Genomic DNA, 25,916 nt, shown 5'->3' with positions numbered 1-25,916 from the left:
TCTTGGGCGCCGCCCGCAGGGGCGGCGCAACACGTATTCAGCGCGATCAGTGCGCGGGCTTCACGAAGGTCCCGTTGCGCAGCTCGGTCATGGCCTGCATCAGTTCCTCGCGCGTGTTCATCACGATCGGCCCGTGCCATGCGACCGGCTCCTCGATCGGCGCGCCCGAGATCAGCAGGAAGCGGACCCCCTGTTCGCCCGCCTGAACGGTGATCTCGTCCCCGGTGCCGAAACGGATCAGCGTCCGGTTGCCGGACATATCGCGGATGTTCACCTCTTCACCCCTGACCTCCTTCTCCAGCAGCACGCCGGAGGGTTTGGAGGCATCGGCGAAGGCGGCCGATCCTTCGAAGACATAGGCGAAGGCGCGGCGGTAGGTGTCGACCGGCAGTGTCTTCTTCACGCCCGGCGGGATGGTGATGTCGAGATACTGCGGATCGGCGGCGATGCCGTCGACCGGCCCGGTCTTGCCCCAGAACGAACCGATGATGACCCGCACGATGGTGCCGTCGTCATCCGTGATCTCGGGAATGTCGCGACCCTTGACGTCCTGGTAGCGCGGCGCGGTCATCTTCAGGTTCGACGGCAGGTTCGCCCAGAGCTGGAAGCCGTGCATCTGCCCCGTGGCGTTCCCCTGCGGCATCTCCTGGTGCATGATGCCCGAACCGGCGGTCATCCACTGCACGTCGCCCGCGCCGAGCCGCCCGGTGTTACCGAGGCTGTCGGAATGTTCGACGGTGCCGGACAGCACGTAGGTGATCGTCTCGATCCCACGGTGCGGGTGCCACGGAAAGCCGCGCATGAAATCCTCGGGCCGTTCGTTGCGGAAGTCGTCGAACAGCAGGAACGGGTCCAGTTCGGACGGGTCCTGAAAGCCGAAGGCGCGGTGCAGTTTCACCCCGGCGCCTTCCATCGTGGGCATGGCGCGGCGGGTCTCTAGCGTAGGTCTGAGGGACATGGCTGTTCTCCTTTGCACCCGAAGATAGGCGCGGGGTGCATGTTCCGGAAGATACGCCTCGGTTCGCGGGCGGGGGAAGTCCTGTGCACCGCTGCAGGCTTCGCGGTGGCCAAGTCCGGGCAAAGGCGCTACTCCGGCGCGAGGATTCCGGGCGGGAGGGCAGGACACATGGACGACACGGAGGTTGTGGCGCGGATCGAGGCCTCGGGCGCGCGGCGGGTCTTCGGGCTGGTCATGCTGTCGGGGCTGGGCGCCATGGTGCTGTGGCTGGGCCTTGCGGGGCCGGGCGGGGCGGTGCCGGTGCGGATCGGCATGGCGGTGCTCGGTCTGCTGGTCCTCTGGGTCGCGGTGGTCATGCACCGGGCCTCGGCCGACAGTCTGGAGCTGACCGAGACCGAACTGCGCACAGGCAGCGGCCTTGTCATCGCGCGGGTGGCCGAGATCGAGACGGTCGATCGCGGCCTCTTCGCCTTCCGTCCGTCGAACGGCTTTGTCCTGCGTCTGTCGGAAAAGAAGCCCCGCCTCTGGGCGCCCGGCCTCTACTGGCGTTTCGGGCGCCGTGTCGGGATCGGCGGCGTGGCCCATGCGGCGGAGTGCCGGGCGATGGCGGACGCGCTGTCGGTCATGCTGGTGAAACGCAACACCGGGCTCTGAGGCCCGGTGCCATGACGCGTCGCATGGTGCCGTGTCAGACGCTGCCGCCGCCGTCGTTCGAGAAGGGCAGCTGCGGTGCGAAACGCGGCCGGACATAGGTGAAGGTGTTCATCTTGAAATCATCCATCCCGATCTTGAAGGGGATGTGATAATCGCTCCAGGTTTCGACCAGGATGATGCGTTCGTCCGAGGGCATCAGCGGGAGTTTGGTCTGCCAGCCGGCAACCATGGCATTGCTCAGCGCCGTGGCGGGGCCACCGGTCTTGGACCAGTCGACCGTGAACCGGTTCTGCGAGCCGGACCATTTCAGGACCGAGATGCGGATCGCCGAATTGTTGTCCGACCGGATCATCGACTTGTAGAGCTTGTGCGCGTTCGAGATGTAGGTGTCGTTGATGAAATCCGTCTCGCGCGACAGCATGTCGGCCACGGTCGACGACGCCTTGTAGTTCAGCGACTGCTGCCGGAGCATGTCGAAGAAGGAAAACATCGCCAGGTAGGCCCAGAACAGCAGCGGCAGAAGCAGGACCGCCTCGATGGCCGCGCTGCCGCCGGTCTCGGCCCGGAAGATGGCCAGCCGTGTCCGGATGCGGGATATGATGCGGTTGGACATGGCGCGCCTCAGCTCGGTTCGTTGACGAATGCGGTGGTGGCGTACAGGGCGATGTCCCCGGCGCCGTTCTTCTGCGCGCTGAAGCCGAAGCCGATGTTCGGGAAGACCGGCGAAAAGACGAAGCACGCCCGCATCACCATCATTTCGCTGCGTTTGCCGGGGTTGAAGGCGATCACGGGGTTCACGTCTTCGGAATGGTCGATGCAGTCCGGCGTGTCGCCGAGTGTCGTGGCCACCGCGCGCATGTCCGAGGACCGCAGTTCCAGCCGCAGGTTGTTCTTGCAGTCGGGCAGCAGCCCGGCATAGCCGCAGATCCGGTCGCGCAGGGTGTCGTGCGTCACCTCTTCCTGCAGGCCGATCCTCAGGTCGCGGACCGAGCGGTCCAGCGCGTGTTCCATCATCGTCTGCCGGACCGTCATCATCCCCATCTCGACCCCCGACAGGAAGATCGTCAGGAAGATCGGGAACATGATGGCGAATTCCACGATCGCCACGGCGCCGCGGGTGTCGCGGGCAAAACGGCGCAGGAACTGGAAGCGGGGCGGTGTCATGGTCTCTCGTCCCTCCGCTTACTGCGTCAGCTTCAGCTTGTTCAGCTGACGTGCGATGGATTTGAACGCTTCGCTGATCTCCACGCCTTCCACCCGGAAGAAGTGGCTGGGGGACGACGCGCATTTGGCCATGACGCTGGCGCCGTGGTTGCTGGTCTCGAACCCGACGGTCCAGACGAGGATTCCGGCCTCCTTCGCCCTTGTGCAGATCTTGTCCAGCAGCGAGTCCGAGTTCGCCGGCGTGGAGCGCACGAAGTAGAAATCGTTCCAGAGGCTCTGGTCGACATTGGCCTGCACCCAGTCGATCAGCGAATGCTGGTGCCAGTGATAGCGCTGCGAGGGCGTGCCGTAGGCCTGCGGACGGATGCCGTAGGTCGTGAAGTTCTCGCCGTCGGTCATCAGGATGATTGTCTTGAGCGCACCCGATGTCCATGCGGTCGGCCGGCCGAGGAAGGCCTCCGGAACGTCGCCGGAGCTGACGAGCGAGGTCACGACGGGACGGAAGGACGGATCGAGCATGCCGGTCGCCCATTTCATCCCGATGTGGATCGAGGTGTTGGCGCGGGAGTTGAACTGGCTGATCTGCTGCTTGAGCTGCTGCCGGTTGTTGCTGAACGCCGCGATTTCCTCGTAGCTGCGCATCGGGCAGCTCGGGTTCGTGATCGTCCCGTTCAGGTGGCCGGTCAGTTCGAAATGTTCGCCTTGTTCGTAGAACCGGGTGGTGCCGATATCGGTGCGGTCGTAATCCTCATCCGTGAAGATGATGCAGTTCGAGAAGGCGTGTTTCCGCAGGACGTTCATGCGGTCCATGATCTTGGCGCCGGCGTTCACCTGAGACGTGTAGGGCACGACCGACAGCGAAACGGCGTCCAGAGACTCGTCGAGGATCACGGTGTCCACGAAGTCCTTGGCGGCCGTCTGCATCCGCTGCAGCCGCTGGTTCGACCCCATGGACCCGGAGATGTCGAGCACCAGTGCGACTTCCGCGTCGCCGATGCTCTCTTCGGCCTGGCCATAGGCGTTCACGGTGAAGGTCGGAAAGCCGATCTTGCCGAGGAACTGCGTCTTCATCTGGGTGGACGCGGTCGCGTTCACGATCCGGTAGGTCGATCCCTGATCCACCGAGACGTTGGTGAGGAAGTCCTTCATGCCGGACTTTTCGAAATAGTCCTCCACCACGTCCTTGGGGGCATAGGTCTGGTCGAGGTCCGCCGCGGCGAGGATCGCGCGGTCCAGCACGTCCTGCAGGCGGGCGCGGTTCATTTCCTGCCGCATGACGTCCACGCCGACGCCGCCCACGGTCAGCAGGATCAGCAGCAGGAAGATGACCAGCGCGATCATCACGCCGTCCTCTTCGCGGGCGAAACGGAACAGGTGCCGCCGGACGGCGGGACGAATGGCCTGAAGGCTGCTCAGGGAACGCGGTCTGCGCATCTCTACCTTACCTCGCGAAAGTCGCGGTCCGGCTCGGACGCCGGTTATTGAATTTGTCCAAAGGGATAGACTCGGAACGTGGCCGAAATGCGGCCACGGCGAGACCGAAAATGGGGTTTCGTTTCCAGCGCGGCTGCAATGTCACCGGGGACATGCCTTTGGGTCGTAATCGGGGCACTTGGTGCCGCACTTCCGGAAAATCCCGTCAATTCAGGCCCCGGTTTCTCGTTCTTTTCCGACATTTCCTTAAAGAAACGGTCATCCATTGGTTGAAATTGCGGCATTAAGGTGGAGGCTGAAAAGATACGCGACCGGCAAGGGAGGAACGCCGAGATGCAGAAGACAGCCGAACCGTCATTCCGTCAGTCAGTGGACCTGATGTTCAACAGGGCGGTCGCCCTGATGGACCTGCCCGCCGGGCTCGAGGAAAAGATCCGCGTCTGCAACGCCACCTACACCGTGCGCTTCGGCGTCCGCCTGCGTGGCCGGGTCCAGACCTTCACCGGCTACCGCTCGGTCCATTCCGAACACATGGAGCCGGTCAAGGGCGGCATCCGCTACGCGCCCGAGGTGAACCAGGACGAGGTCGAGGCGCTGGCGGCGCTGATGACCTACAAATGCGCGCTGGTCGAGGCGCCGTTCGGCGGCTCCAAGGGCGGGCTCTGCATCGACCCGCGGGAATGGGAGGAGCACGAGCTGGAACAGATCACCCGCCGCTTCGCCTACGAGCTGATCAAGCGCGACCTGATCCACCCGGCCCAGAACGTGCCCGCGCCGGACATGGGCACGGGCGAACGCGAGATGGCGTGGATCTCGGACCAGTACAACCGGATGAACACCGCCGACATCAACTCCCGCGCCTGCGTGACGGGCAAGCCGATCAACGCGGGCGGCATCCAGGGCCGGGTCGAGGCGACGGGCCGCGGGGTCCAGTATGCCCTGCGCGAATTCTTCCGCCACCCCGAGGACATGGCGGCGGCGGGCCTGACCGGCTCGCTGGACGGCAAGCGGATCATCGTGCAGGGCCTCGGCAACGTGGGCTACCACGCCGCGCTGTTCCTCAGCGAGGAGGACGGGGCGCGGATCACCGGCATCGTGGAACGCGACGGCGCCCTCCACAATCCCGACGGGCTCAATGTCCGCGCGGTCCGCGACTGGATCGTCCGGCATGGTGGCGTGTCGGACTATCCCGACGCGACCCATTCGGTCGACGGCGCGGCGCTGCTCGAAACCGAATGCGACATCCTGATCCCCGCCGCGCTGGAAGGCGTGATCACGATGGAAAACGCGCCTCGGATCAAGGCGCCGCTGATCATCGAGGCCGCAAACGGCCCGGTCACGGCGGGCGCGGACGAGATCCTGCGCGCAAGGGGCACGGTGATCATCCCCGACATGTATGCCAATGCGGGCGGTGTGACGGTCAGCTATTTCGAATGGGTCAAGAACCTCAGCCACATCCGCTTCGGCCGGATGCAGCGGCGGCAGGAAGAGGCGCGCCACGAACTGATCGTGCACGAACTAGAACGCCTGTCGGCCGACCGGGGCCTCGGCTGGGAACTGTCGCCCGGCTTCAAGGAGAAATACCTGCGCGGCGCCGACGAGCTCGAGCTGGTGCGCTCCGGCCTCGACGACACGATGCGCAGCGCCTACCAGTCGATGCGCGAGGTCTGGCACGGTCGCGACGATGTCGAGGACCTGCGCACCGCGGCCTACCTCGTGTCGATCGGCAAGGTCGCGGCCAGCTACCGCGCCAAGGGCCTCTGACCCCGCCACGCGGTGGGACCGGCGGACCACGCGCCGGTCCCCTGCTTCTTCTGGTCACAAATACTTCGGGGGAGCCGTGGCGCAGCCACGGCGGGGGCAGAGCCCCCGCAATCCCGCCCGCCACGCGCGCCGCACGCCCGCTCTTGCACCCGCCCGCGCCGCATGGAAACCTTCCCGCCGGGAGGACCACATCATGACAGACCCGCGCCCCATACTCTGGAGCCCGACGCCCGCGCGCGCCGAGGCCACCGTGATGGCCGACTACATCCGCTGGCTCGAAACAGAACGCGGCCTGAGCTTCGCGGATTACCCGGCGCTCTGGGACTGGTCGGTCAGCGATCTGGAGGGATTCTGGACCTCGATCATCGAATTCTTCGACCTGCCCGTCGCCGGATGGTCCGAGGTGCTGCCCGAGCGCAAGATGCCCGGCGCCGACTGGTTTCCCGGCGCGACGACAAGCTACCTCGCGCCCTTCCTCAGACATTTCGCCGACAAATCCGACGAAACCGCGCTGGTCCTGTGGTCTGAAACCTTTGGCCGGACCCGGATGACATGGGGTGAACTGTCGGCCCGCATCGGCGCGGCGCAGGCGGCGCTGAGGGGCATGGGCGTGGGGCAGGGCGACCGGGTCGTCGCGATCCTGCCGAACGCGCCCGAGGCGCTGATCGCCTTCCTCGCCACCGTCGGGCTGGGCGCGGTCTGGTCGCTCTGCGCCCCGGACATGGGCCAGGCCGCGATCGTCGACCGCTTCCGCCAGATCGAACCCAAGGTGCTGATCGCGCAGGACGGTTACGTCCACGGCGGCCGCACCTACGACCGCCGCGCCTCGGCCGAGGAGATCGCGGCGCAGCTGCCGACGCTGGCGCACCGGGTGATGGTGCCAGCGCTCTTCGGCCTGCCCGAGGGCTGGTCGGCGTGGGAGGACATGCAGCAGGGCGACCATGCCCCGCAGGCCGAGATGGTGCCGTTCTCGCATCCGCTGTGGATCGTCTATTCCTCGGGCACCACCGGCAACCCCAAGCCCATCGTCCACGGCCATGGCGGCGCGGTGCTGGAGGGCACCAAGCAGGCGCTGCACATGGACATCCGCGACGGCGACCGGTTCTGCTGGATGACCTCGTCCGGCTGGATCATGTGGAACTGCCAGTGGATGGCGCTTGGCCGCGGCGCGCGGGTGGCGATGTTCGACGGGGCGCCGAACCATCCCGACATGCTGCAGGTCTGGCGCATGGTGGCCGAGGAGGGGCTGACCTACTTCGGCGCGGGCGCGGCCTTCTTCATGGGCTGCGAGAAGGCGGGCGTGAAACCCGGCGCGGAACTGGATTTCTCGGCGCTCCGCTCGCTCGGCTCCACCGGGTCCCCGCTCAGCCAGGAGGGCTACGACTGGATTTATCGCGAGGTGAAGCGCAACCTCTGGCTCGCCCCGATTTCCGGCGGGACGGACATCGCGGGGGCCTTCGTGCTGGGCAACCCGATGCTGCCCGTCAGGGCGGGCGAGATGCAGTGCCGGGCGCTTGGCAACGCGGTCCGGGCCTTTGACGAGGCCGGGAAGGAACTGATCGGCGAAGTCGGCGAACTGGTCTGCACCGAGCCGCTGCCCTCGATGCCGCTGTTCTTCTGGGGTGACGAGGACGGATCGCGCCTGCACGAGAGCTATTTCGACACCTATCCCGGTGTCTGGCGGCATGGCGACTGGATCGAGATCACCCCCGAGGGCGGATCTGTGATCTATGGCCGCTCGGATGCCACGATCAACCGGCGCGGGTTGCGTCTGGGGTCGTCCGAGATCTACCGCGCGGTCGAGGGGCTGGACGAGGTGATGGACAGTCTCGTCATCGACCTCGAATTCCTCGGGCGGGACAGTTTCATGGTGCTGTTCGTCGTCCCGCGCGAAGGTGTGGCGCTGGACGATGCGCTCAAGGGGAAGATCGCGCAGGCGATCCGCGACAGCGTCTCGGCCCGGTTCCTGCCGGACGAGATGGTCCAGATGGCCGAGGTGCCGCGCACCCTGTCCGGCAAGAAGCTGGAGGTTCCGGTGAAGAAGCTGCTTCTGGGCGGCGATCCGGCGAAGGTGGTGAATCGCGACAGCATGGCCAACCCGGCGAGCTTCGACGCCTATCTCGCCTATGCGGCATCGCGCGCCGGACAGGCGTGACGGCACGGGCGCGCTCGTCCCGCCTGACGGCGCGCGGCGCCGCGCCGTGCCGGGGTGTCAGCCGCAGCCCTGTTCCATGAAGTTCCACGCCAGCGGGTCGGCCACGGCGGGGGCCCGGCTGCCATAGGGGAATTCAAGGTCCGGGATCATCGCCCGCGCCCCGCAGTAGAGCTGCCGGCAGTCCAGCATCGGTTCCGCCGACAGGCTCAGGCCGGTGTCGGTGCGCGCGACACGCAGGGTGCAGGCCCCGTCGCGCGCGGTCCAGCCGCCGTTCTCGAAGGTAGCGCTCAGGTCCGGCGTGCCGCAGGCGTGGCCGTTCTCCAGGAACAACGCGACATTGAACGTGGCGCGGTCGCCTTCGTCCCGGAAGGCCAGCGCCGCCGAGCCGACACAGTAGAGCCCGGTCAGGCCGAACGCGCCGGGCGCGGACTGGCCGCCGCTCTGCAGGCTGCCGCCGGGAAAGACGGGGAAACTGCCGCCGGGGGGCTGGATGCCCCCTCCCGGCGGCTGCGGGTTGAAGCCCGGAGGCTGGATCCCCCCACCCGGCGGGGGCTGGATCCCCCCACCCGGCGGAGGCTGGATGCCGCCCCCCGGAGGAGGTTGAACGCCGCCACCCGGAGGCGTGCCCTGTCCGGGGACCGGCGCGCCCAGTTCCGCGAGGCGCTGGCGCATCGACCCCGCCAGGCAGGCGACATTCGCGCCGCAGCGGTCGCGCTCCTTGATCCACGCGCGCTGACGGTCCCTGAGCCCCGGTTCGCCCCGTGCGCGGGCGCGGGCATAGGCCTCGGCCAGCGCGACGTCGAGGCGGGCCAGTTCGTCGTTGTCGCAGATCGCGTATTCGGTCGGTGTGCCCGCCTTGGTGCAGTCGAAACTGGGGGAGGCGGCCATCGCGGGCGGCGCGAGCAGGGCAAGGCCGAGGGCGAAGGGCAGGGCGCGGGACAAAGACATGGGCGGCTCGCAATGCACGGGATCAATGCAGGCGAGTGTAGCGCTGCGGCGCGGGGCGTAAAGCCACCGCGCCGCCCGCTGGGTCAGCCGATCTCGGCCAGTCGCTTCAGCGCGGCCTCGATCTGCGCCGCCTCGCCCTGGCGGGCGGCGAGGTTGTCGCGGGCTTCCTCGACCACCTCCTCCGGCGCGCTTTCGGCGAACTTCGGGTTCTTCAGCCGGCCTTCCAGCCCGCCGATCTCTTTCCCCAGCTTCTGCAGCGATTTCTCCAGCCGCGCCTTTTCCTCGGCCACGTCGATCACGCCTTCCAGCGGGATGCCAAAGGTCGCGCCCTCGGACGGGACGGTGATGCAGCCCTTGGGGAAGGCGTCGACGGCGGTGAGGCTGTCGATCCGGGCGAGGCGCTTGATCAGAGTCTCGTTCCGGTCCCACGCGGTCTTCGCCTCGTCCGACATGGCGGTGACGACGACCGGCAGCTGCAGACCGGCGGGCACATGCACCTGCGCGCGGGCCGAGCGGATGTCCTCGATCAGCTGGATCACCCAGGACATCTCGCGGTCGGCTGCGGCGTCGGCGAGGTCGGCGGCGGTGTAGGTCGGCCAGTCGGCGTGGATCAGCATCTTGGGACGCTGGCCGGTGGTCTGCCACAGCTCCTCGGTGACGAAGGGCATAATGGGTTGCAGCAGGATCATGCACTGGTCGAGGACCCATGCCATGACCTTCTGCGTCTCGGCCTTCTCGGGCGCGTCCTCCTGCAGCAGCGGCTTGGAGAACTCGACATACCAGTCGCAGACCTTGCCCCAGACGAAGCGGTAGAGCGCGGCGGCGGCGTCATCGAAGCGGTAGGCGGTCAGCGCCGCGTCCACCTCTTCGCGGACGCGGGCGGTTTCGCCGATGATCCAGCGGTTCAGCGTGGCGGTCGCCTGCGGCGGGGTGGCCTGTGTTGCGTGCCCCTCCCACACCCCGTTCATCTCGGCGAAGCGCGAGGCGTTCCACAGCTTGGTGCCGAAGTTCCGGTAACCCGCGATCCGCTGCATATCGAGCTTCAGCGTCCCCCCGAGCGCCGCCATCGCGGCCGAGGCGAAGCGCAGGGCGTCGGCGCCGTATTCATCCACGATGTCGAGCGGGTCGATGACGTTGCCGACGGACTTGGACATCTTCTTGCCCTTGGCGTCGCGGACGAGCCCGTGCAGGTAGACCTCGTGGAAGGGGATTTCCCCCACGACGGCCAGCTGCATCATCATCATCCGGGCGACCCAGAAGAACAGGATGTCCTGCCCGGTGACGAGGACCGAGGTCGGGAAGTAGCGCTCCAGCTCCGGCGTCTTTTCCGGCCAGCCGAGCGTGCCGATCGGCCACAGGCCGGAGGAGAACCACGTGTCGAGGACGTCGGGGTCGCGGAAGACGGGAATCGAGATCGGGCCCTGCGGCTGGCGGATCTTGCCCTCGGTCCGGGTGTTCATCGCGTCGAGGTCATCCGCGAGGATCGCGGCGGCATCCTGTGCGGTGTCGACAATACGGAAATCGGCATCCTCGCCATGATGCGCGCGCAGTTTGTCCAGCGCCTCGGCCTCGGTCGCGGCGCAGACATACATCCAGTCATCGCCGGCGGGGTCGGGCGCATACCAGACGGGGATCTGGTGCCCCCACCACAGCTGGCGCGAGATGCACCAGGGCTCGATATTGTCGAGCCAGTGGTAGTAGGTCCGCTCGCCGCTCTCGGGCATGATCCTGACCGCCCCGTCGCGGACCTTGTCCAGCGCGGGGCCGACGATCTTGGCGGCATCCACGAACCACTGGTCGGTCAGCATCGGCTCGATCACGACCTTGGAGCGGTCGCCGAAGGGCTGCATGATCGGCTTGGACTCGACCAGCGGGACGAGGTTTTCCTCCTCGGTCCGCATCTCGCCGCCCTCGGAGGGTTCCAGCGGGGCCTTGATCGCGGCCTTGCCCAGCCGGGGATCGGTCGCCTCGGTCATCACGGCGAGGCCCTCGGCGGTGATCTCCTCGACCACCTTCTTGCGCGCCTCGAACCGGTCGAGGCCCCGCAGGTGGTCGGGGACGAGGTTCAGCGCGTCAGCCTCGGCCACGCTCAGCGTCTTTTCACCCTTTGCAACAGCTTGGGCGATTTCCGCAGCCTCGGCATAGGGTTGGCCGTCGTCCCGCATCTTGGCCGTGGTGTCCATCAGGCGGTACATCGGGATGCCGTTGCGGCTGGCGACGCCGTAGTCGTTGAAGTCGTGCGCGCCGGTGATCTTCACCGCGCCCGAACCGAAGGTCGGGTCGGGATATTCGTCGGTGATGATCGGGATCAGGCGGCGGTGCTCTTTCGGGCCGACCGGAATTTCGCAGAGTTTCCCGACGATTGGCGCATAGCGCTCATCCGACGGATGAACCGCGACCGCGCCGTCGCCCAGCATGGTTTCCGGGCGCGTGGTGGCGATGGAGATATAGTCGCGCTCTTCCTCGAACAGGATGTTCCCGTCCTCGTCCTTCTCGACATAGGTGTAGGTCGCCCCGCCCGCGAGCGGATACTTGAAGTGCCACATGTGGCCCGCGACCTCGATGTTCTCGACCTCCAGATCGGAAATCGCCGTCTCGAAATGCGGGTCCCAGTTCACCAGCCGCTTGCCGCGATAGATGAAGCCCTTGTTGTAGAGGTCGACAAAGACCTTGATGACCGCGTCGTGGAAGTTCTGCTGCGTCGGCTCCGGATCGCCGGGGGCGCCGCCCATGGTGAACGCCTCGCGCGACCAGTCGCAGGAGGCACCGATGCGCTTGAGCTGCCCGATGATGGTGCCGCGCGACTTGACCTTCTGCTGCCAGACGCGGTCGAGGAAGGCTTCGCGCCCCATCTCGGTCCGCGACGGTTCCTGGTTCGCGGCCATCTCGCGTTCGGTCACCATCTGGGTCGCGATGCCCGCGTGGTCGGTGCCGGGCTGCCAGAGCGTGTCGAAGCCTTGCATCCGCTTCCACCGGATCAGGATGTCCTGCAGCGTGTTGTTGAACGCATGACCCATGTGCAGCGAGCCGGTCACGTTCGGCGGCGGGATCATGATCGAAAAGGCGGGCTTGCCGGGCTGCGCGTTCGCACCGGCGGCAAAGGCATTCGCGGCCTCCCACGCCTTGTAGATGCGGTCCTCGGCCTCGGCGGCGTTGAAGGTCTTTTCCATGGCCATCGACGTGTCTCCTGCGGTCCGGGGTCAGATAACGAAACCGGGGGGCAAGGGGAAGGGGGCGGGTGGCCTGCGCATCCTTGGGCGATGCGGGTGGTGGCTTGCGGAACGTGCCGCGGTGCGGAAGGTTGCGCGGGACTGGATGATGAGAGGCAGCGAATGAGCGACGACGTCAGGACCGACCCCGAGGCGAGCACGGTATCCAAGACCCTCGGCCTGCAGCGGGTGGTGGAGATGAAGGATGGCCGCGCGTCGGTCGAATATCTGGCCGGGATGCACATGTGCCATTCGGGCGGGATCGTTCAGGGCGGCTTTGTCGCCGCGTGGATCGACGCCGCGATGGCCCATGCGGTGCGCTCGCTCGGGCAGGCGGATGTTGTGCCGCTGACGCTGGAGATGAAGGTCAGCTATTTCTCCGCCGCGCGGCCCGGTCTGGTGCTGGCCGAGGCCTGGCTGGAACGGGCGGGGCGCAGCACGGTATTCGCCGAGGGGCACCTGAAGTCGGAAAGCGGCGAGGTGGTGGCCAAGGCCAGCTCGACCATCCGGCTGGGGTCGTCGGCGCGGGCGCGGGCGGCGTCGGAAAAGGCGCTGAAGGGCTGATCGCCTGAACGCCGCTCAGGTCGCGCGGTCGATCTTGGTCGTCAGGTGGATCAGGCTTTCCGACGACCGGACACCCGGCGCCTCGTGGATCGCGTCCAGCACGCGGTCCAGCGTCTCGGTGTCGTGTGCGGCGATCTGGATCAGCAGGTCGAAGCGACCCGAAAGGGTGTGCACCTTCTCAACCTCGGGCATCGCGCGCAGGCGGGTCAGCAGACCCGGCGTCTGCCGCGCCTCGGCGGTGACCAGCGCGGTCGCGCGCAGCGGCGGCGACATGGCGCGGCCGGGGCGGATCGTGTAGCCCGCGATCACGCCGCGCTGTTCCAGCCGCTCGATCCGCGCCTGAACCGTGGTCCGGGCGAGGCCTACGCGACGGGCGATATCCATCACCGGCAGGCGGGCATTGTCGGAAAGGATCGCGATAAGCGCGCGGTCGGTGTCGTCGATCTGCATGGTCATCTCGGCGATATGACGAATCTCCGTGTCAGTTTGGGCAGGTTGACGCGTTAAATCGACCGGAAAATCGGTCACGCTGGAGGAAATCCAGCGAACGGAGGTGACATGCGCGACTTCTCCATGACCGATCCGGTCAGCCATATCCGGCGGATGCAGCCGGATCATCCGGCGATCTACTTCTGCCCCGACGTGCTGCAGGCCACCGCCGCGCGGTTCCGGGCGGGGTTTCCGGGGTTGGTGACCTATGCGGTCAAGGCGAACGACCGGCCCGAAGTGCTGGCGAACCTCGTGGCCGCCGGTCTGGAGGCGTTCGATGTGGCGAGCCCGGCTGAGATGGAGGCGGTCCGCCGAGCGGCCCCCGACGCGGCGCTGCATTACAACAACCCTGTGCGGTCGCGGGTGGAGATTGAGACGGCGCGGCGGCATGGCGTCGTGTCGTGGTCGGTGGACGATGCGGGCGAGCTGGAGAAGATCGCCGACGCCGCGCTGGGCGGCGAGGTCGCGGTGCGGCTGAAGCTGCCGGTCAAGGGCGCGGCCTATGACTTCGGCTCCAAATTCGGTGTCGGGCCAGAGGAGGCCGCCATGTTGCTGCGGCGGGTGGTCGAGCTGGGGCTGAGTCCGGCGATCACCTTCCATCCGGGCACGCAATGCGCCGATCCGGCGGCATGGGTCAGCTACATCCGCGCCTCGGCGCAGGTCGCGCGGAAGGCGGGGGTCCGGCTCGCGCGGCTGAACGTCGGCGGCGGGTTCCCGGCGCATCGTGACGGCGGCGCGCCCGATCTGGAGGGCATCTTTGCCGCCATCGGCGCGGCGGTGCGCGACAGCTTCGGCATGGAGGCCCCCGCGCTGGTGTGCGAGCCGGGGCGGGCGATGGTGGCCGAGGCCTTCACGCTGGCCGTCCGGGTGAAGTCGCTGCGCGCGGACGGACGGGTCTACCTGAATGACGGGATCTACGGCGGGCTGTCCGAATTGCGGGACATCGGGCCGACCGACCGGCTGCGGGTCATCGCGCCCGACGGGGCCGCGCGGACAGGCGCGGCACAGACGCGGGTGGTCTTCGGCCCGACCTGTGACAGCCTCGACCGGTTGCCGGGGGGGCTGTCACTGCCGTCGGATACGGAGGAGGGGGATTACCTGGTCTTCGCCGGGATGGGGGCCTATTCGCTGGCCATCGCCACGCATTTCAACGGCTACGGGCTGGGCGAGCCGGTGACGGTGGCGCGTCTGTGATGGGTTAACCATCTGACATCCCTGGGAATATGAAGGCGGTCGGGACATACCCGGCCGCCTTTTTTTGCCATGTGCGCGGCTGCGGAACCGGAGCGCCGATCGGGGGTTACAATGATACGGACTTATATTATATAAGCCCGTATGAATCGAGTCCCGGAGCCGCCCGTGAAACGCATCGCCATCCTCATGCACGAGACCACAGCCGTGATGCGGCGCCGGTTCGAGCAGGCGGCGAAGCCGCTTGGCCTGACCCTGAACCAGTGGAAGGCGCTCGGCATCCTCGCCGATCGCGGCCCGCTCCGGCAGGGCGCGCTGGTCGAGGCGCTCAGAGCCTCGCCGATGACGGTCAGCGACCTGTGCGACCGGCTGGAGAAGGCGGGGCTGGTGACGCGCGAGGCCTCCGTGGAGGACAGCCGCGCCAAGGACGTGGCGCTGACCGGGGAGGGGCGGCGCAAGGTGGCGCAGATGCGTGATGTGGCCGGGGCGGTCTTCGCCGAGGTCTTTGCCGGGATCGACCCCGCCGAACTGGACGTGGCGGAGCGGGTGATGGCCCGGATGATGGAAAACCTGCACGGGGAAATCCCGGGCGACAAGGACAGAGACGATGACCGCTGAACCCAAGCGCGCGACCCCCGAGGGGCGCGCCGAACCCTCCCAACTGCCGGGCGCCGCGCCTGCCCAGCCCCGTGTCGTGCCGGAAGCCGCTGCGACGGATGCGCCGTCGCCCGCCGCAGGGAAGCAGGGCAAGCGCCGCCGTCGGCTGCTGATGATCGCGCTGCCGCTGATCCTGCTGATCGGGGGCGGCGGCTACTGGCTCTATGGCGGGCGCTATGTGACGACTGACAACGCCTATGTGCACCTGCCGCTGGTGGCCGTGTCACCCGACGTAAGCGGGCGGATCACCGAGGTCTACGTCCACGAGAACGAGAAGGTCGCGCAGGGCGCGCCGCTGTTCCGGCTGGACGACGAGACCTACCGTATCAAGCTGGCACAGGCCGAGGCCGCTCTGGACACCGCGCGGCTTCAGATCGCGCAGAGCCGGGCCGCCCATGCGACGGCTGTTGCACAGCTCGAGGCCGCCAGGGGAATTGCGGCGGTGCAGGACAAGGAACTGGAGCGCCAGCAGCAGCTGACCACGCGGGGCGTGGGATCGCAGGCGTCGCTGGACGATGCGACCATGCAGGCGCGTCAGGCGCACAACGCCGTGGCCGTGGCGGAACGTCAGGTCGAGGCGGCCGCGGCCGCGCTCGGCGGTGATCCGGCGACGGAGACGGACGCGCTGCCCGCCGTGAAGGCCGCGATCGCCACGCGGGACGCGGCGGCGCGCGATCTGGACAAGACGACGGTCAAGGCGGCCAGCGCGGGCACCGTGTCTCAGCTCGGCAGCCTGAATGTCGGGCAATACGTGACCGCCGGGACCGAGGTTGCGACGCTGGTGGACAGCGCGGATACGTGGATCGAGGCGAACTTCAAGGAAACACAGCTGGCGGGGCTGGTGCCGGGGCAAAGCGTGGGGATAGAGGTCGATGCCTATCCCGATCTGGAACTGCGCGGCCATCTCGACAGCCTTGGCGCCGCGACCGGATCGCAGTTTTCGCTGATTCCGGCACAGAACGCGACCGGCAACTGGGTCAAGGTCGTGCAGCGCGTGCCGGTGCGGATCACGTTGGACGACGCCCCCGCCCGCGAACTGGCCAGCGGGATGAGCGTGCATGTCGCGGTGGACACCGGGCACAACCGGCTGGACGCCCTGAGATGAGTACCCCCGCGCTGTCCAAACCCAACGTGGTGGTGGCGGCGCCGGTCTGGCTGACGGCGACCATCATGCTGGCGACGGTGATGCAGGTGCTGGACACCACGATCGCCAACGTCGCCCTGCCGCACATGGCGGCCAGCCTCGGCGCGACGCAGGAGGAAATCACCTGGGTCCTGACCAGCTACATCGTCGCCTCGGCCATCGCGACTCCGCTGACCGGCTGGGCCTCGGACCGAATCGGGCGGCGGCAGCTGCTGAGCGGCGCGATCGCCGGTTTTACAGTGGCCTCGCTGCTCTGCGGGATCGCGACCGGTCTGCCCGAGATGGTGGTCTTCCGCATTTTGCAGGGCATCTGCGGGGCTGTGCTGATCCCGCTGGCACAGGCGATCCTGCTGGACATCAACCCGCGCGAGAAGATCGGCCAGGCGATGGCGATCTACGGCGCGGGGATCATGGTCGGGCCGATCATCGGGCCCACGCTGGGCGGCTACCTGACCGAGGTGTTCAACTGGCGCTATGTCTTCCTGATCAACCTGCCGCTCGGGATCATCGCGTTCCTCGGCGTCGCGGCCTTCATGCCGCGCGAGGAAACCAAGGTGCGGCGGTTTGACTTCACCGGCTTCGCGATGCTCGCCATCGCGGTCGGCGCGCTGCAACTGATGCTGGACCGGGGGCAGTCGGCGGGCTGGTTCGAGAGCGTGGAGATCTGGCTCTATGCCGGGCTGGCGGTGTCGGGGCTCTGGGCCTTCGTCATCCATTGCTGGGGTTCTGACGATCCATTCGTGAACCTCAAGATGTTCCGGGACCGCAACTTCGTCATGGGCCTGCTGTTCATCTTCATGATCGGGATGACGCTGTTTTCCGGCCTGGCGCTGTTGCCGCCGCTGTTGCAGAGGCTGATGGGGTATCCGGTGATCGAGACCGGCCTCGTCATGGCGCCGCGCGGCGTGGGGACGATGGTGTCCATGCTGCTGGTCGGGCGGCTTGTGGCGCGGTTCGATCCGCGCGGGCTGGTGCTGTTCGGGCTGGCCGTGACGGCGTGGTCGCTGCACATGATGTCGGGGTTCGAGCCGGGGATGGACGCGCAGCCGATCATCTGGTCGGGCGTGTTGCAGGGATTCGGGCTGGGCTTCGTCTTCGTGCCGTTGTCGACGCTGACCTTTGCCACAATCGACACGAAGTTCCGGGGCGATGCGACGGCGATGTTCAGCCTCGTGCGGAACGTGGGCTCGGGCGTCGGCATCTCGATGGTGACGGTCGTTCTGTCGCGGATGACCAGTGTGAACCACGAGGAAATCGCCAGCCGCCTGACCGCCGCGTCGCATCCGGTGCGGCACGACATGCCGGGTCTGTTGATCGGCAACCCGCTGTCGGCCTCGATCGCGGACGGGCTGGTGACGCAGCAGGCGGCGATGCTGGGCTACATCGACAACTTCGTACTCATGATGGCGCTGACGCTTGCTGTCGTTCCCATCGTGTTTTTCCTGCGACGACCCGGACGGGGCTGATCGCCGGTTCGGCACTGGACACGGGGGATGCAGCAGCTAGGGTCCGGGTTAAGGCAGCAGGAAAGGGCGCGCGATGGAAAAGTTCGGCAAGAGCCAACCGGTCAAACGGGTCGAGGATCCGCGCTTTGTGACAGGGCGTGGCGGCTACGTGGACGACATAGCGCCCGAAGGTGCGCTGCACGGCTATTTCCTGCGCTCCAACATCGCGCATGGCGAGATCAAGAGCATCGACCTGACCGCCGCGCGCGAGGCGGCCGGCGTGCATCTGGCGATCTCGAATGACGATCTGCTGGAGGGCGGGCTGACCGGCGGTCTGGCCGCGACACTGCAGAAGAACCGCGACGGCGAGCGGTCCGCGAATCCCCGGCATCCGATCCTGGCCGAGGGGCGTGTCCGCTTTGTCGGCCAGCCGGTGGTGCTGATCGTGGCCGAAACGCTGGCGCAGGCCCGCGACGCGGCCGAACTGGTGGAACTGGAAATCGAGGAACTGCCCGCGCAGATGGCGCTGGAGAAGGGCGAGGTCGACATTCATCCCGAAGCGCCCGGCAACCTCGGCGTCGACTGGGCCGAAGGCGACGGCGACACGGTCAAGGCGGCCATCGCGGGTGCGGCCCACAAGGTCAGCGCGCATATCGTCGACAGCCGCTGCATGGTCAATGCGATGGAGCCGCGCGGCTGCTACGCCGAATGGGACGGCACGCGCCTGCATCTGAGTTTTGGCGGGCAGGGTGTCTGGGGCGCCAAGGGCAACCTCGTCAAGCTGTTCGAACTGGCCGAGGAAAACGTGCGCGTCACCCACCCCGACGTCGGCGGCGGGTTCGGCATGAAGGCCAAGACCTATCCCGAGTATGTCGCGGTCTGCTTTGCGGCCAAGCAGCTGGCCGAGCCGGTGCGCTGGATCGCGGACCGCACGGAATCGATGCTGTCGGACAACGGCGCGCGGGATCTGGAACATGACGTGGAGATGGGGTTCGACGAGAACTTCAAGCTGACCGGCTATCATGTGAAGACGCGCTACAACCTCGGCGCGCACAACTCCGGCTTCGGCCAGATGATCCAGACCTACCTTTTCGCGCGGGTCTGCGGCGGGGTCTACGACCTGCAGAACATCTATCTGGAGGCCGAGGGTTATTACACCAACACCGCCCAGACCGACGCCTACCGCGGGGCCGGGCGACCCGAGGCGATCTTCTGTCTCGAACGGTCGATGGATTTCGCCGCGCGTGAACTGGGTGTCGATCCGTGGGAGCTGCGGCGGCGGAACTTCATCCCCAAGGACGCCTTCCCCTACACCAGCTTCTCGGGCGAGCATTACGATGTCGGCGATTTCCAGCGCCTGCTGGACGTGGCCGAGGAAAAGGCCGGTCGCGCGGGCTTTGCCGAGCGGCGGGCCGAAAGCGAGAAGCAGGGCAAGCTGCGGGGCTTGGGACTTTGTTATTACATCGAGTCCATCCTCGGTGATCCCAGCGAATCCGCGGAAGTCGAGTTTCTTGAGGACGGGACGGTGAACATCTACGTCGGCACCCAGTCGAACGGGCAGGGGCACGAAACGGTGCACGCCCAGTTCCTGTCCGACCAGACCGGCATCCCGACCGAGGCGATCCGCGTGATCCAGGGCGACAGCGACCGCATCGCCAAGGGCGGCGGCACCGGTGGCTCGCGCTCCGTCACCACGCAGTCCAACGCGACGCTGGCCACGGTCGACGTAATCACGGCGGCGTTCAAGACCTTCCTCGCCGAGGTGATGGAGGTCGACGAGAGCAAGATCACCTTCGACGACGAAAGCTTCCGGGTCGAGGGATCGAATGCCGCGCCGACCATGCTGGACGTCGCGGAATGGGCGCGGGAAAAGGGCCGCGCCGATCTGCTCAAGCACAAGGCGACGGCCAAGCTGCCGGGCCGGTCCTATCCGAACGGCGCGCATGTGGCCGAGGTGGAGGTCGATCCCGACACCGGCAAGGTCGATCTGGTGCGCTACACGGTGGTCGACGATTTCGGCAACCTGATCAACCCGATGCTGGCCGAGGGCCAGGTGCATGGCGGTGTCGTGCAGGGGGCGGGGCAGGTGCTGATGGAGCGCGTCGCCTTCGACGAGGACGGGCAGCTGCTGACCGCGACATTCATGGATTACGCCATGCCGCGCGCGTCGGACATGCCCTTCGTGTCCTTCACCAGCGAACCGGTGCCCTCCACCGCCAACCCGATGGGGATGAAGGGCTGTGGCGAGGCGGGGACGGTCGGGTCGATGGCCGCCGTCAACAACGCCGTGGCCGATGCGCTCTATGACCGGGGTGTGCGCGACGCGGACATGCCATTCACACCCAATCGTGTCTGGGCGATGCTGAACCATGCTGAGGCGGCTGAGTAGAGACCTACTCGCCCGGCTTGTTCCGGGCTACGCGAAACGAAGACGCAGCGCGCCGCGATCCCGGCAGCGGGGTCCGGTGACGCATGTCATCGTGCTGGACGGCACCATGTCGACGCTGGACGCGGGGGACGAGACCAACGCTGGCCTGACTTACCTCCTGCTCCAGAACCGGGGCGGGGCGGACCTGTCGCTTTACTACGAGGCCGGGATCCAGCTGCAGAGCTGGCGGCACATGTGGGACGTCATGGTCGGCAAGGGCATCAACCGGCAGATCCGGCGCGCCTATGGCTATCTCGCCTCGCGTTACCGGCCCGGCGACCGGATATTCCTGTTCGGCTATTCGCGCGGGGCCTTCGCCGTCCGCTCGCTGGCGGGGATCATCGACCGGGTGGGGCTGTTGCAGGCCGACAAGGCGACCGAGCGCAATGTCGAGATGGCCTATCGCCATTACCGCGCCGGGGCGGCGGGTCTGGCGTCGGCGGCGTTCTCAAGGGCGAACTGCCACGAACATGTGACGGTCGAGATGATCGGGGCATGGGACACGGTCAAGGCGCTCGGGGTGCGGCTGCCGCTGGTGTGGATGCTGACCGAGAAGGCGCACGAGTTCCATAACCTGCACCTGTCGCACTGCGTGAGGGCGGGCTTTCACGCGCTGGCGCTGGAGGAAACGCGGGACGCTTATGCGCCGATCAAGTGGACGTCCGACCCGGAGTGGTCGGGGCGGCTGGAACAGGTCTGGTTCCCCGGCAGTCACGGCGATGTGGGCGGCCAACTTGGTGGCGAACACGGGTCGCGCGGGCTGTCAAACATCTCGCTGGTGTGGATGCTGACGCAGGCCGAGGCCTGCGGGCTGGTCCTGCCGGACCGGTGGCGGGACCGCTTCCCGACCGATGTCGAGGCGCCGAGCATCGGGACCTGGCAGGGGCTGGGCAAGTTCTTCCTGCTGCGCCACCGCCGGACCGTGGGCGACGACCCGTCCGAGCGGCTGCACGAGACGACGGTGGAACGCGGGCTACACACGCATGCCGCGCGGATGGGCTGGCGGGTCTAGGCTCCGCGCTCAGGTGCCGGGGATCGGCACCGGGATCGCGGTCGAGGTGCCGCGCGCGAGCAGGGTGCCCGCGACGTCGAACAGTTCCGCTTCCAGAAAACAGATCGTGCGCCCCTGCCGGATCACCCGTCCGATGCCGATGACCCGGCCCGGTTTCACGGGCCGCAGGAAGCTGACGTTCATGTCGACGGTCGAGGCAACGATCTTGTCCTCGTTCGCCGTCGCCAGCGCGCGGGCCATCGCATTGTCCAGCAGCGCCGCCAGAACACCGCCCTGCACATCGCCGCGCGGGTTCGTCATGCGCTGTTCGGGGTGATAGGCCAGTTCGATGGTCCCGGCCTCGGGGTCCGAGGATATGAACTCGATCCCGAGCAGCCTGGTGATGTTGGAACGGGTCTCGAAAGGCTTGGTCATGGCATGTCCACCGGGATGGCCGAGGAGGTCGCGCGGGCGATCATCTTGCCGTCGGGGCCGAACAGCTCGGCCTCCAGGAACGCGATGGTGCGGCCCTTGCGGACGACGCGGCCCTTGGCCGTTACCCGCCCGGCCTTCATAGGGCGCATGTAGCTGACGTTCATGTCGATGGACGAGGCGATGCACTTGCCGCCGGTCATCGACAGTAGGGCAGGGCCCATCGTGTCGTCGAGCATCGCGGCGATCATGCCGCCCTGCACGTCGCCGCGCACGTTGGTCATCTCGTCGGTCGGGTGAAAGGCCACCTCGATCTCGCCCCGTTCGGGGTTTTCCGAGATCAGCTCCCAGCCGAGGAACTCGGCGATCGGGGGCGCGGGGAAGCGGTCGAAGACGCTGTCGTTCATGTCAGGCGTTCGCCGGTATCTGGAAGACCATGCAGGTCGTGGAGCCGGTGGCGTAAAGCTTGTCGTCCTCGATCCCCCGGATCTCGCCGGTGGCGATCCCGGTCGATCGGCCCACGTGCTGGGCGACGCCGATCGCGCGGACCGGGGTGCCGGGCATGATCGGGCGGATGATGTTGACCTTGAATTCCAGCGTGGTGGAGCCCTGTCCGGCGGCCAGCGTCGAACTGACCGCACTGGCCATGCAACTGTCGAGGAAGGTGCCGTAGAAGCCGCCGTGCAGGCCGCCGCCGGGATTGGCCAGCTCCGCGCCTGGCGTGGCGACCAGCGTCGCGCGCCCGACCTCGGCGCTTTCCAGCCGCAAGCCCAGCACCTGCCAGATGCCGGGGCCCTGTCGGCGTCCCGCGATGGTTTCCTGCTGCCGTTCCACCCCGGTCATGCCGGGTGCCGTGGCCGCGACGTTGCTGAGCTGACTCATCCAAGGTCCTCCTTGCCGACAGGTTAGTGTGCGGCAAGGAGAGGGTCCAGAGGCCTAGAGCGGCTTTCAGGCGACGTTTTCGAGCTGAACCTCGGGCGTCACGCCAAGCGCGTGGCAGACGTCGCGGGTCAGTTCGGGGCGGTTCAGCGTGTAGAAGTGCAGCTTTTCCACGCCCTCGGCCATCAGCTTGGTGCACATCTCGGTGCAGAGCGCGGTGGCGAAGAGATCCTGACGCTCGTCACGGATCGCCTTCTCGAACGCCTCGTCCAGCCAGGCGGGGACGCTGGTGCCGGTGTTGAGCGCGAAGCGGCGGATGCCCTTCCAGTTCTCGATCGGCATGATGCCCGGCACGATCGGCTTGTCGATGCCCGCCTTGGCGCAGGCGTCGCGGAACCGCAGGAAGTGATCGGTGTCGAAGAAGAACTGGGTCAGCGCCTCGTCCGCACCGGCGTCGAACTTGCGCTTGAGATACTCCACGTCGGCGGCACCGGAGGCGGCCTCGGGGTGTTTCTCGGGATAGGCGCCGACACGGATGGTGAACTTGCCGGTCGCCGCCAGCGCCTCGATCAGCTCGACCGAATGGGCGAAGCCGCCGGGATAGACGCTGAACTTGCCCTCGCCCTTGGGCGGGTCGCCGCGCAGCGCCACGATCTCGGTCACGCCGGCCTCGGCGAAGCCTTCGGCGATGGCGAGCGTTTCCTCCTTGGTCGCGTTCACGCAGGTCAGGTGCGCGGCAACCGGCAGGCCGGAATGCTTGTGCAGCGTCGCCACGGCGTCACGGGTCAGGTCGCGGGTCGTGCCGCCGGCCCCGTAGGTGACGGAGACGAAGCGGGGCTTGAGGGGCGCGAGGACCTGCACGGTGTCCCACAGACGGAACGACGCCTCGAGGGTCTGCGGCGGGAAGAATTCGAACGAAACAGCGGGGACGGACATCGGGTGGCTCCTGAGTTTCACCACTTGTGGCAGATGGGGCGATGTGAGACAACTTCAACATTCTCATTCACAATATGAGGCGCGTTCACATCGTGCATATCGAACTGCGGCATCTGCGGACCGTGAAGGCAATTCACGAGGCCGGGGGGCTGGCCCGTGCGGCGGATCGTCTGAACATCACGCAATCGGCCTTGTCCCACCAGATCAAGGGGTTGGAGGACCAGACGGGGATCGAGCTCTTCGTGCGCCGGTCCAAGCCGCTGCGCCTGTCGGCTGCGGGCGAACGGTTTCTCAGGGCGGCGGAACGGGTGCTGCCCGAGATCGCCGCGCTGGAGGAGGAATTCGAGGGCCTGCGCGACGGGTCCGCCGGACGCCTGCACATCGCCATCGAGTGCCACGCCTGTTTCGACTGGCTGCTGCCTGTGCTGGAGCAGTTCCGCCGGGCTTGGGGCGACGTGGATGTCGACATCCGGCCGGGGCTGGCCTTTACCGCGCTCGATGCGCTGGACAAGGAGCAGGTCGACCTGGTGATCAGTTCGGATCCGGAAGATGTGCCGGGGATCACCTTTACGCCGCTCTTCGACTATTCGCCTGTCTTCGTGGCGGCGGCGGGGCATCCGCTGGCCGACAAGCCATTCGTGGAGCCGGAGGATTTCCGGGGCGAGACGTTGCTGACCTATCCGGTGGACCGCTCGCGGCTGGACGTCTTCACCATGCTGCTCGAACCCGCCGGGGTGGAGCCGGGGGCGGTGCGCAGGGTCGAGCTGACCGAGATGATCCTGCTGCTGGTCGCTTCGGGGCGCGGCGTCGCGGTGCTGCCCGACTGGGTGCTGCGCGAGGTGAAGTATCACAGCGACTACATCACGCGGCCGATCACCGCGACGGGGCTGACCCGGCGGATGTTCGCGGCGATGCGCGAGGGCGACCTGGAGAAGCCCTATATGGCCCATGTGGTCCGGCTGGCGCGGACCGAGGCGGTGAAGCTGCAGCGGGCCTGAGCGGGCCGCTCATCCGGCCCTTGCGCGCCGGCCTCGCTGCGGTGGCGCTGGATTCACCACCGTTGTGCAGATGGATAGTCCCGGGGGCTGTCTGCCCCCGGACCCCCGAAAGTAATTTCAGCCAGAGGAAGCAGGCGGATCGGCGAGATACGGCGCGACCAGCGCCTGCGTCTCGGCGCTGGTCAGGATCGGCGTGATTTCCAGCCTCACGCCAGCGCCGGACCAGTGCAGCGCCCACTGGTGGAAGAGGGCGGCGTCCTCCGTCTCCATGATCTGGAAACAGCGGTTGAACCCGGCCTCGACCCAGCTGTCGACATAGCTCAGGCCGTCCGGCAGGCCGCGGCCGCGTTCGGCCAGCGCGCGGTAGACGCGCAGCGGGTCGCCGGGCGGGAAATGCTCGATCACCATGAATCGCATCGTCTGTCTCCGTTTCACCCTTGTCAGGGAGGCATGGCGGGGGGCACTTGGCAAGGGCGGGGCGCGGGTCTATACGCGCCCCTCGACCGAACAGGAGCCCGACATGCCCGGCAGCGCCAATCTCAACATCATGCTCAAGGCCGCCCGCAAGGCCGGCCGCAGCCTCGTGAAGGATTTCCGCGAGGTCGAGAACCTGCAGGTCTCGATGAAGGGCGCGGGGGATTTCGTCAGCAAGGCCGATCTCGCGGCGCAGGCGATCCTCAAGGAAGAGCTTCTCGGGGCGCGGCCGACCTATGGCTGGCTGGCCGAGGAGGAGAAGGAGATCGACGGTCAGGACCCGACCCGGCGCTGGATCGTCGATCCGCTGGACGGAACGACGAACTTCCTGCACGGCCTGCCGCACTGGGCGATCTCGATCGCGCTCGAGCACAAGGGGCAGGTCGTGGCGGGCGTGATCTATGACGCCGCCAAGGACGAGATGTTCTTTGCCGAGAAGGGCGAGGGCGCGTGGATGAACGACCAGCGGATCCGCGTTTCGGGCCGCAGCCGGATGATCGAGTCGCTTTTCGCGACGGGCCTGCCCTTCGCCGGCCGAACCGATCTGCCTGCGGTCCTGCAGGACCTCGCGCGGCTGAGCCCGGTCTGCGCCGGTGTCCGTCGCTGGGGCGCCGCGGCGCTCGACATGGCCTATGTCGCGGCGGGCCGCTACGAGGGGTTCTGGGAGCGGCGGCTGAACGCATGGGACATCGCGGCGGGCGTGGTGATCATGCGCGAGGCGGGCGGCTTCGTCGAGGCGATCGACCCCGAGGGCGATATCCTGTCCGAGGGCGAGGTGATCTGCGCCAACGCCAACCTGTTCGAACAGTTCGCCAAGATTATCCGCAACGACTGATCCGCTTCATCTGGCCGGATAAACTCCCGCCGGAGGCTTCGGCTTTCCAAGGGAAAGTCGAATGATTGCGCCCCCTGTGGGCATCGCGCGGGAAATCGTCGCCTCACGCCTCCCGGTGGGAGGCCTTCGCCGCCGATGCCTCCGGCGGGCATACTTCCGGCAAGATG

The 25,916-nt window shown here is 67.2% G+C and carries 24 protein-coding genes; 12 read left to right on the top strand and 12 right to left on the bottom strand.

The window, feature by feature from the left end; genetic code table 11:
• Nucleotides 1–46: 46 nt before the first annotated feature.
• A complete protein-coding gene (locus ATO6_RS19250) occupies nt 47–958 on the bottom strand; it encodes a pirin family protein (protein WP_088625673.1) in 912 nt (303 codons plus the stop codon).
• A gap of 168 nt (nt 959–1,126) precedes the next feature.
• Here ATO6_RS19250 and ATO6_RS19245 point away from each other — a divergent pair, with 168 nt between their 5' ends.
• A complete protein-coding gene (locus ATO6_RS19245) occupies nt 1,127–1,612 on the top strand; it encodes a hypothetical protein (protein WP_088625672.1) in 486 nt (161 codons plus the stop codon).
• 34 nt (nt 1,613–1,646) lie between these two features.
• On the opposite strand, the gene ATO6_RS19240 is transcribed toward ATO6_RS19245, so the two are convergent.
• The 3 genes from ATO6_RS19240 to ATO6_RS19230 are packed head-to-tail and all read right to left on the bottom strand — an operon-like array spanning nt 1,647 to nt 4,210.
• Nucleotides 1,647–2,225, bottom strand: coding sequence for a TadE/TadG family type IV pilus assembly protein (locus ATO6_RS19240; RefSeq protein ID WP_088625671.1), 579 nt, complete (start codon nt 2,223–2,225; stop codon nt 1,647–1,649).
• Between the two features lie 8 nt (nt 2,226–2,233).
• On the bottom strand, nt 2,234–2,776 hold the full coding sequence (locus ATO6_RS19235) for a TadE/TadG family type IV pilus assembly protein (RefSeq protein WP_088625670.1): 543 nt from the start codon (nt 2,774–2,776) through the stop codon (nt 2,234–2,236).
• Between the two features lie 18 nt (nt 2,777–2,794).
• Entirely contained in the window at nt 2,795–4,210 is a 1,416-nt protein-coding gene (locus ATO6_RS19230) for a Tad domain-containing protein (RefSeq protein WP_088625669.1), read from the bottom strand.
• Nucleotides 4,211–4,543: 333 nt separating this feature from the next.
• Here ATO6_RS19230 and ATO6_RS19225 point away from each other — a divergent pair, with 333 nt between their 5' ends.
• Both ATO6_RS19225 and ATO6_RS19220 read left to right on the top strand, forming a co-directional pair.
• Complete coding sequence (locus ATO6_RS19225) at nt 4,544–5,974, top strand: Glu/Leu/Phe/Val dehydrogenase (RefSeq protein ID WP_088625668.1); 1,431 nt, start codon at nt 4,544–4,546, stop codon at nt 5,972–5,974.
• A gap of 193 nt (nt 5,975–6,167) precedes the next feature.
• Complete coding sequence (locus ATO6_RS19220) at nt 6,168–8,129, top strand: acetoacetate--CoA ligase (protein WP_088625667.1); 1,962 nt, start codon at nt 6,168–6,170, stop codon at nt 8,127–8,129.
• 57 nt (nt 8,130–8,186) lie between these two features.
• Here the strand turns inward: ATO6_RS19220 and ATO6_RS25320 are convergent, their stop codons facing one another.
• Together ATO6_RS25320 and ATO6_RS19210 are read right to left on the bottom strand one after the other, a co-directional pair.
• Complete coding sequence (locus ATO6_RS25320) at nt 8,187–9,077, bottom strand: lysozyme inhibitor LprI family protein (RefSeq protein ID WP_088625666.1); 891 nt, start codon at nt 9,075–9,077, stop codon at nt 8,187–8,189.
• A gap of 83 nt (nt 9,078–9,160) precedes the next feature.
• Nucleotides 9,161–12,253 carry a valine--tRNA ligase gene (locus tag ATO6_RS19210; protein WP_088625665.1) on the bottom strand — a complete coding sequence of 1,031 codons (3,093 nt, stop codon included), beginning with the start codon at nt 12,251–12,253 and terminating at the stop codon, nt 9,161–9,163.
• A 156-nt stretch (nt 12,254–12,409) separates the two neighbouring features.
• Here ATO6_RS19210 and ATO6_RS19205 point away from each other — a divergent pair, with 156 nt between their 5' ends.
• The gene (locus ATO6_RS19205; RefSeq protein ID WP_088625664.1) at nt 12,410–12,850 is read left to right on the top strand and encodes a PaaI family thioesterase; all 441 of its coding nucleotides are present in this window, start codon (nt 12,410–12,412) and stop codon (nt 12,848–12,850) included.
• 15 nt (nt 12,851–12,865) lie between these two features.
• Here ATO6_RS19205 and ATO6_RS19200 read toward each other — a convergent pair whose 3' ends face one another.
• Entirely contained in the window at nt 12,866–13,300 is a 435-nt protein-coding gene (locus ATO6_RS19200; protein WP_088625786.1) for an Lrp/AsnC family transcriptional regulator, read from the bottom strand.
• Nucleotides 13,301–13,408: 108 nt separating this feature from the next.
• Between ATO6_RS19200 and ATO6_RS19195 the strand changes: the two genes are divergently transcribed.
• From ATO6_RS19195 to ATO6_RS19170, 6 genes are all read left to right on the top strand, one after another.
• Nucleotides 13,409–14,533 (top strand): type III PLP-dependent enzyme, encoded by a 1,125-nt coding sequence (locus ATO6_RS19195; protein WP_088625663.1) that lies wholly within the window; start codon nt 13,409–13,411, stop codon nt 14,531–14,533.
• A 165-nt stretch (nt 14,534–14,698) separates the two neighbouring features.
• Nucleotides 14,699–15,148, top strand: a complete 450-nt coding sequence (locus ATO6_RS19190) for a MarR family winged helix-turn-helix transcriptional regulator (RefSeq protein ID WP_176441015.1) — start codon at nt 14,699–14,701, stop codon at nt 15,146–15,148.
• Nucleotides 15,138–16,292 (top strand): HlyD family secretion protein, encoded by a 1,155-nt coding sequence (locus ATO6_RS19185; RefSeq protein WP_088625661.1) that lies wholly within the window; start codon nt 15,138–15,140, stop codon nt 16,290–16,292. The genes ATO6_RS19190 and ATO6_RS19185 overlap by 11 nt, the downstream gene beginning before the upstream one ends.
• On the top strand, nt 16,289–17,797 hold the full coding sequence (locus ATO6_RS19180; RefSeq protein WP_088625660.1) for a DHA2 family efflux MFS transporter permease subunit: 1,509 nt from the start codon (nt 16,289–16,291) through the stop codon (nt 17,795–17,797). Before ATO6_RS19185 ends, ATO6_RS19180 begins: the two co-directional genes overlap by 4 nt.
• A gap of 73 nt (nt 17,798–17,870) precedes the next feature.
• The gene (locus ATO6_RS19175) at nt 17,871–20,165 is read left to right on the top strand and encodes a xanthine dehydrogenase family protein molybdopterin-binding subunit (protein ID WP_088625659.1); all 2,295 of its coding nucleotides are present in this window, start codon (nt 17,871–17,873) and stop codon (nt 20,163–20,165) included.
• A gap of 76 nt (nt 20,166–20,241) precedes the next feature.
• Nucleotides 20,242–21,216, top strand: a complete 975-nt coding sequence (locus ATO6_RS19170) for a DUF2235 domain-containing protein (RefSeq protein ID WP_369597074.1) — start codon at nt 20,242–20,244, stop codon at nt 21,214–21,216.
• Nucleotides 21,217–21,225: 9 nt separating this feature from the next.
• On the opposite strand, the gene ATO6_RS19165 is transcribed toward ATO6_RS19170, so the two are convergent.
• The 4 genes from ATO6_RS19165 to metF all read right to left on the bottom strand — a co-directional run bounded on the left by ATO6_RS19165 (nt 21,226) and on the right by metF (nt 23,442).
• Nucleotides 21,226–21,630 carry a PaaI family thioesterase gene (locus ATO6_RS19165; RefSeq protein WP_088625657.1) on the bottom strand — a complete coding sequence of 135 codons (405 nt, stop codon included), beginning with the start codon at nt 21,628–21,630 and terminating at the stop codon, nt 21,226–21,228.
• Nucleotides 21,627–22,034: a PaaI family thioesterase gene (locus tag ATO6_RS19160; protein ID WP_088625656.1), complete on the bottom strand. Its 408-nt coding sequence runs from the start codon at nt 22,032–22,034 to the stop codon at nt 21,627–21,629. Before ATO6_RS19160 ends, ATO6_RS19165 begins: the two co-directional genes overlap by 4 nt.
• 1 nt (nt 22,035) lies before the next feature.
• Entirely contained in the window at nt 22,036–22,509 is a 474-nt protein-coding gene (locus tag ATO6_RS19155) for a PaaI family thioesterase (protein ID WP_088625655.1), read from the bottom strand.
• A gap of 66 nt (nt 22,510–22,575) precedes the next feature.
• Complete coding sequence (gene metF, locus ATO6_RS19150) at nt 22,576–23,442, bottom strand: methylenetetrahydrofolate reductase [NAD(P)H] (RefSeq protein WP_088625654.1); 867 nt, start codon at nt 23,440–23,442, stop codon at nt 22,576–22,578.
• A 92-nt stretch (nt 23,443–23,534) separates the two neighbouring features.
• Between metF and ATO6_RS19145 the strand changes: the two genes are divergently transcribed.
• Complete coding sequence (locus ATO6_RS19145) at nt 23,535–24,440, top strand: LysR family transcriptional regulator (protein WP_088625653.1); 906 nt, start codon at nt 23,535–23,537, stop codon at nt 24,438–24,440.
• Nucleotides 24,441–24,557: 117 nt separating this feature from the next.
• Here the strand turns inward: ATO6_RS19145 and ATO6_RS19140 are convergent, their stop codons facing one another.
• Nucleotides 24,558–24,857 carry a DUF3303 domain-containing protein gene (locus tag ATO6_RS19140; protein ID WP_088625652.1) on the bottom strand — a complete coding sequence of 100 codons (300 nt, stop codon included), beginning with the start codon at nt 24,855–24,857 and terminating at the stop codon, nt 24,558–24,560.
• A 103-nt stretch (nt 24,858–24,960) separates the two neighbouring features.
• Here ATO6_RS19140 and ATO6_RS19135 point away from each other — a divergent pair, with 103 nt between their 5' ends.
• Nucleotides 24,961–25,749: an inositol monophosphatase family protein gene (locus ATO6_RS19135; protein WP_088625651.1), complete on the top strand. Its 789-nt coding sequence runs from the start codon at nt 24,961–24,963 to the stop codon at nt 25,747–25,749.
• Nucleotides 25,750–25,916 lie beyond the last annotated feature (167 nt).

Source organism: Oceanicola sp. 22II-s10i, from assembly GCF_002210105.1.
Taxonomy (GTDB): Bacteria; Pseudomonadota; Alphaproteobacteria; order Rhodobacterales; family Rhodobacteraceae; genus Pseudooceanicola.
Note: the sequence above shows the minus strand (reverse complement) of the source record. Positions and strands in the feature narration are given on the sequence as shown.

Bases quoted from the DNA above. Each gene is read 5' to 3' on its own strand.
- ATO6_RS19250 (WP_088625673.1), bottom strand. From the start codon at position 958: ATGTCCCTCAGACCTACGCTAGAGACCCGCCGCGCCATGCCCACGATG.
- ATO6_RS19245 (WP_088625672.1), top strand. From the start codon at position 1,127: ATGGACGACACGGAGGTTGTGGCGCGGATCGAGGCCTCGGGCGCGCGG.
- ATO6_RS19240 (WP_088625671.1), bottom strand. From the start codon at position 2,225: ATGTCCAACCGCATCATATCCCGCATCCGGACACGGCTGGCCATCTTC.
- ATO6_RS19235 (WP_088625670.1), bottom strand. From the start codon at position 2,776: ATGACACCGCCCCGCTTCCAGTTCCTGCGCCGTTTTGCCCGCGACACC.
- ATO6_RS19230 (WP_088625669.1), bottom strand. From the start codon at position 4,210: ATGCGCAGACCGCGTTCCCTGAGCAGCCTTCAGGCCATTCGTCCCGCC.
- ATO6_RS19225 (WP_088625668.1), top strand. From the start codon at position 4,544: ATGCAGAAGACAGCCGAACCGTCATTCCGTCAGTCAGTGGACCTGATG.
- ATO6_RS19220 (WP_088625667.1), top strand. From the start codon at position 6,168: ATGACAGACCCGCGCCCCATACTCTGGAGCCCGACGCCCGCGCGCGCC.
- ATO6_RS25320 (WP_088625666.1), bottom strand. From the start codon at position 9,077: ATGTCTTTGTCCCGCGCCCTGCCCTTCGCCCTCGGCCTTGCCCTGCTC.
- ATO6_RS19210 (WP_088625665.1), bottom strand. From the start codon at position 12,253: ATGGCCATGGAAAAGACCTTCAACGCCGCCGAGGCCGAGGACCGCATC.
- ATO6_RS19205 (WP_088625664.1), top strand. From the start codon at position 12,410: ATGAGCGACGACGTCAGGACCGACCCCGAGGCGAGCACGGTATCCAAG.
- ATO6_RS19200 (WP_088625786.1), bottom strand. From the start codon at position 13,300: ATGCAGATCGACGACACCGACCGCGCGCTTATCGCGATCCTTTCCGAC.
- ATO6_RS19195 (WP_088625663.1), top strand. From the start codon at position 13,409: ATGCGCGACTTCTCCATGACCGATCCGGTCAGCCATATCCGGCGGATG.
- ATO6_RS19185 (WP_088625661.1), top strand. From the start codon at position 15,138: ATGACCGCTGAACCCAAGCGCGCGACCCCCGAGGGGCGCGCCGAACCC.
- ATO6_RS19180 (WP_088625660.1), top strand. From the start codon at position 16,289: ATGAGTACCCCCGCGCTGTCCAAACCCAACGTGGTGGTGGCGGCGCCG.
- ATO6_RS19175 (WP_088625659.1), top strand. From the start codon at position 17,871: ATGGAAAAGTTCGGCAAGAGCCAACCGGTCAAACGGGTCGAGGATCCG.
- ATO6_RS19165 (WP_088625657.1), bottom strand. From the start codon at position 21,630: ATGACCAAGCCTTTCGAGACCCGTTCCAACATCACCAGGCTGCTCGGG.
- ATO6_RS19160 (WP_088625656.1), bottom strand. From the start codon at position 22,034: ATGAACGACAGCGTCTTCGACCGCTTCCCCGCGCCCCCGATCGCCGAG.
- ATO6_RS19155 (WP_088625655.1), bottom strand. From the start codon at position 22,509: ATGAGTCAGCTCAGCAACGTCGCGGCCACGGCACCCGGCATGACCGGG.
- metF (WP_088625654.1), bottom strand. From the start codon at position 23,442: ATGTCCGTCCCCGCTGTTTCGTTCGAATTCTTCCCGCCGCAGACCCTC.
- ATO6_RS19140 (WP_088625652.1), bottom strand. From the start codon at position 24,857: ATGCGATTCATGGTGATCGAGCATTTCCCGCCCGGCGACCCGCTGCGC.
- ATO6_RS19135 (WP_088625651.1), top strand. From the start codon at position 24,961: ATGCCCGGCAGCGCCAATCTCAACATCATGCTCAAGGCCGCCCGCAAG.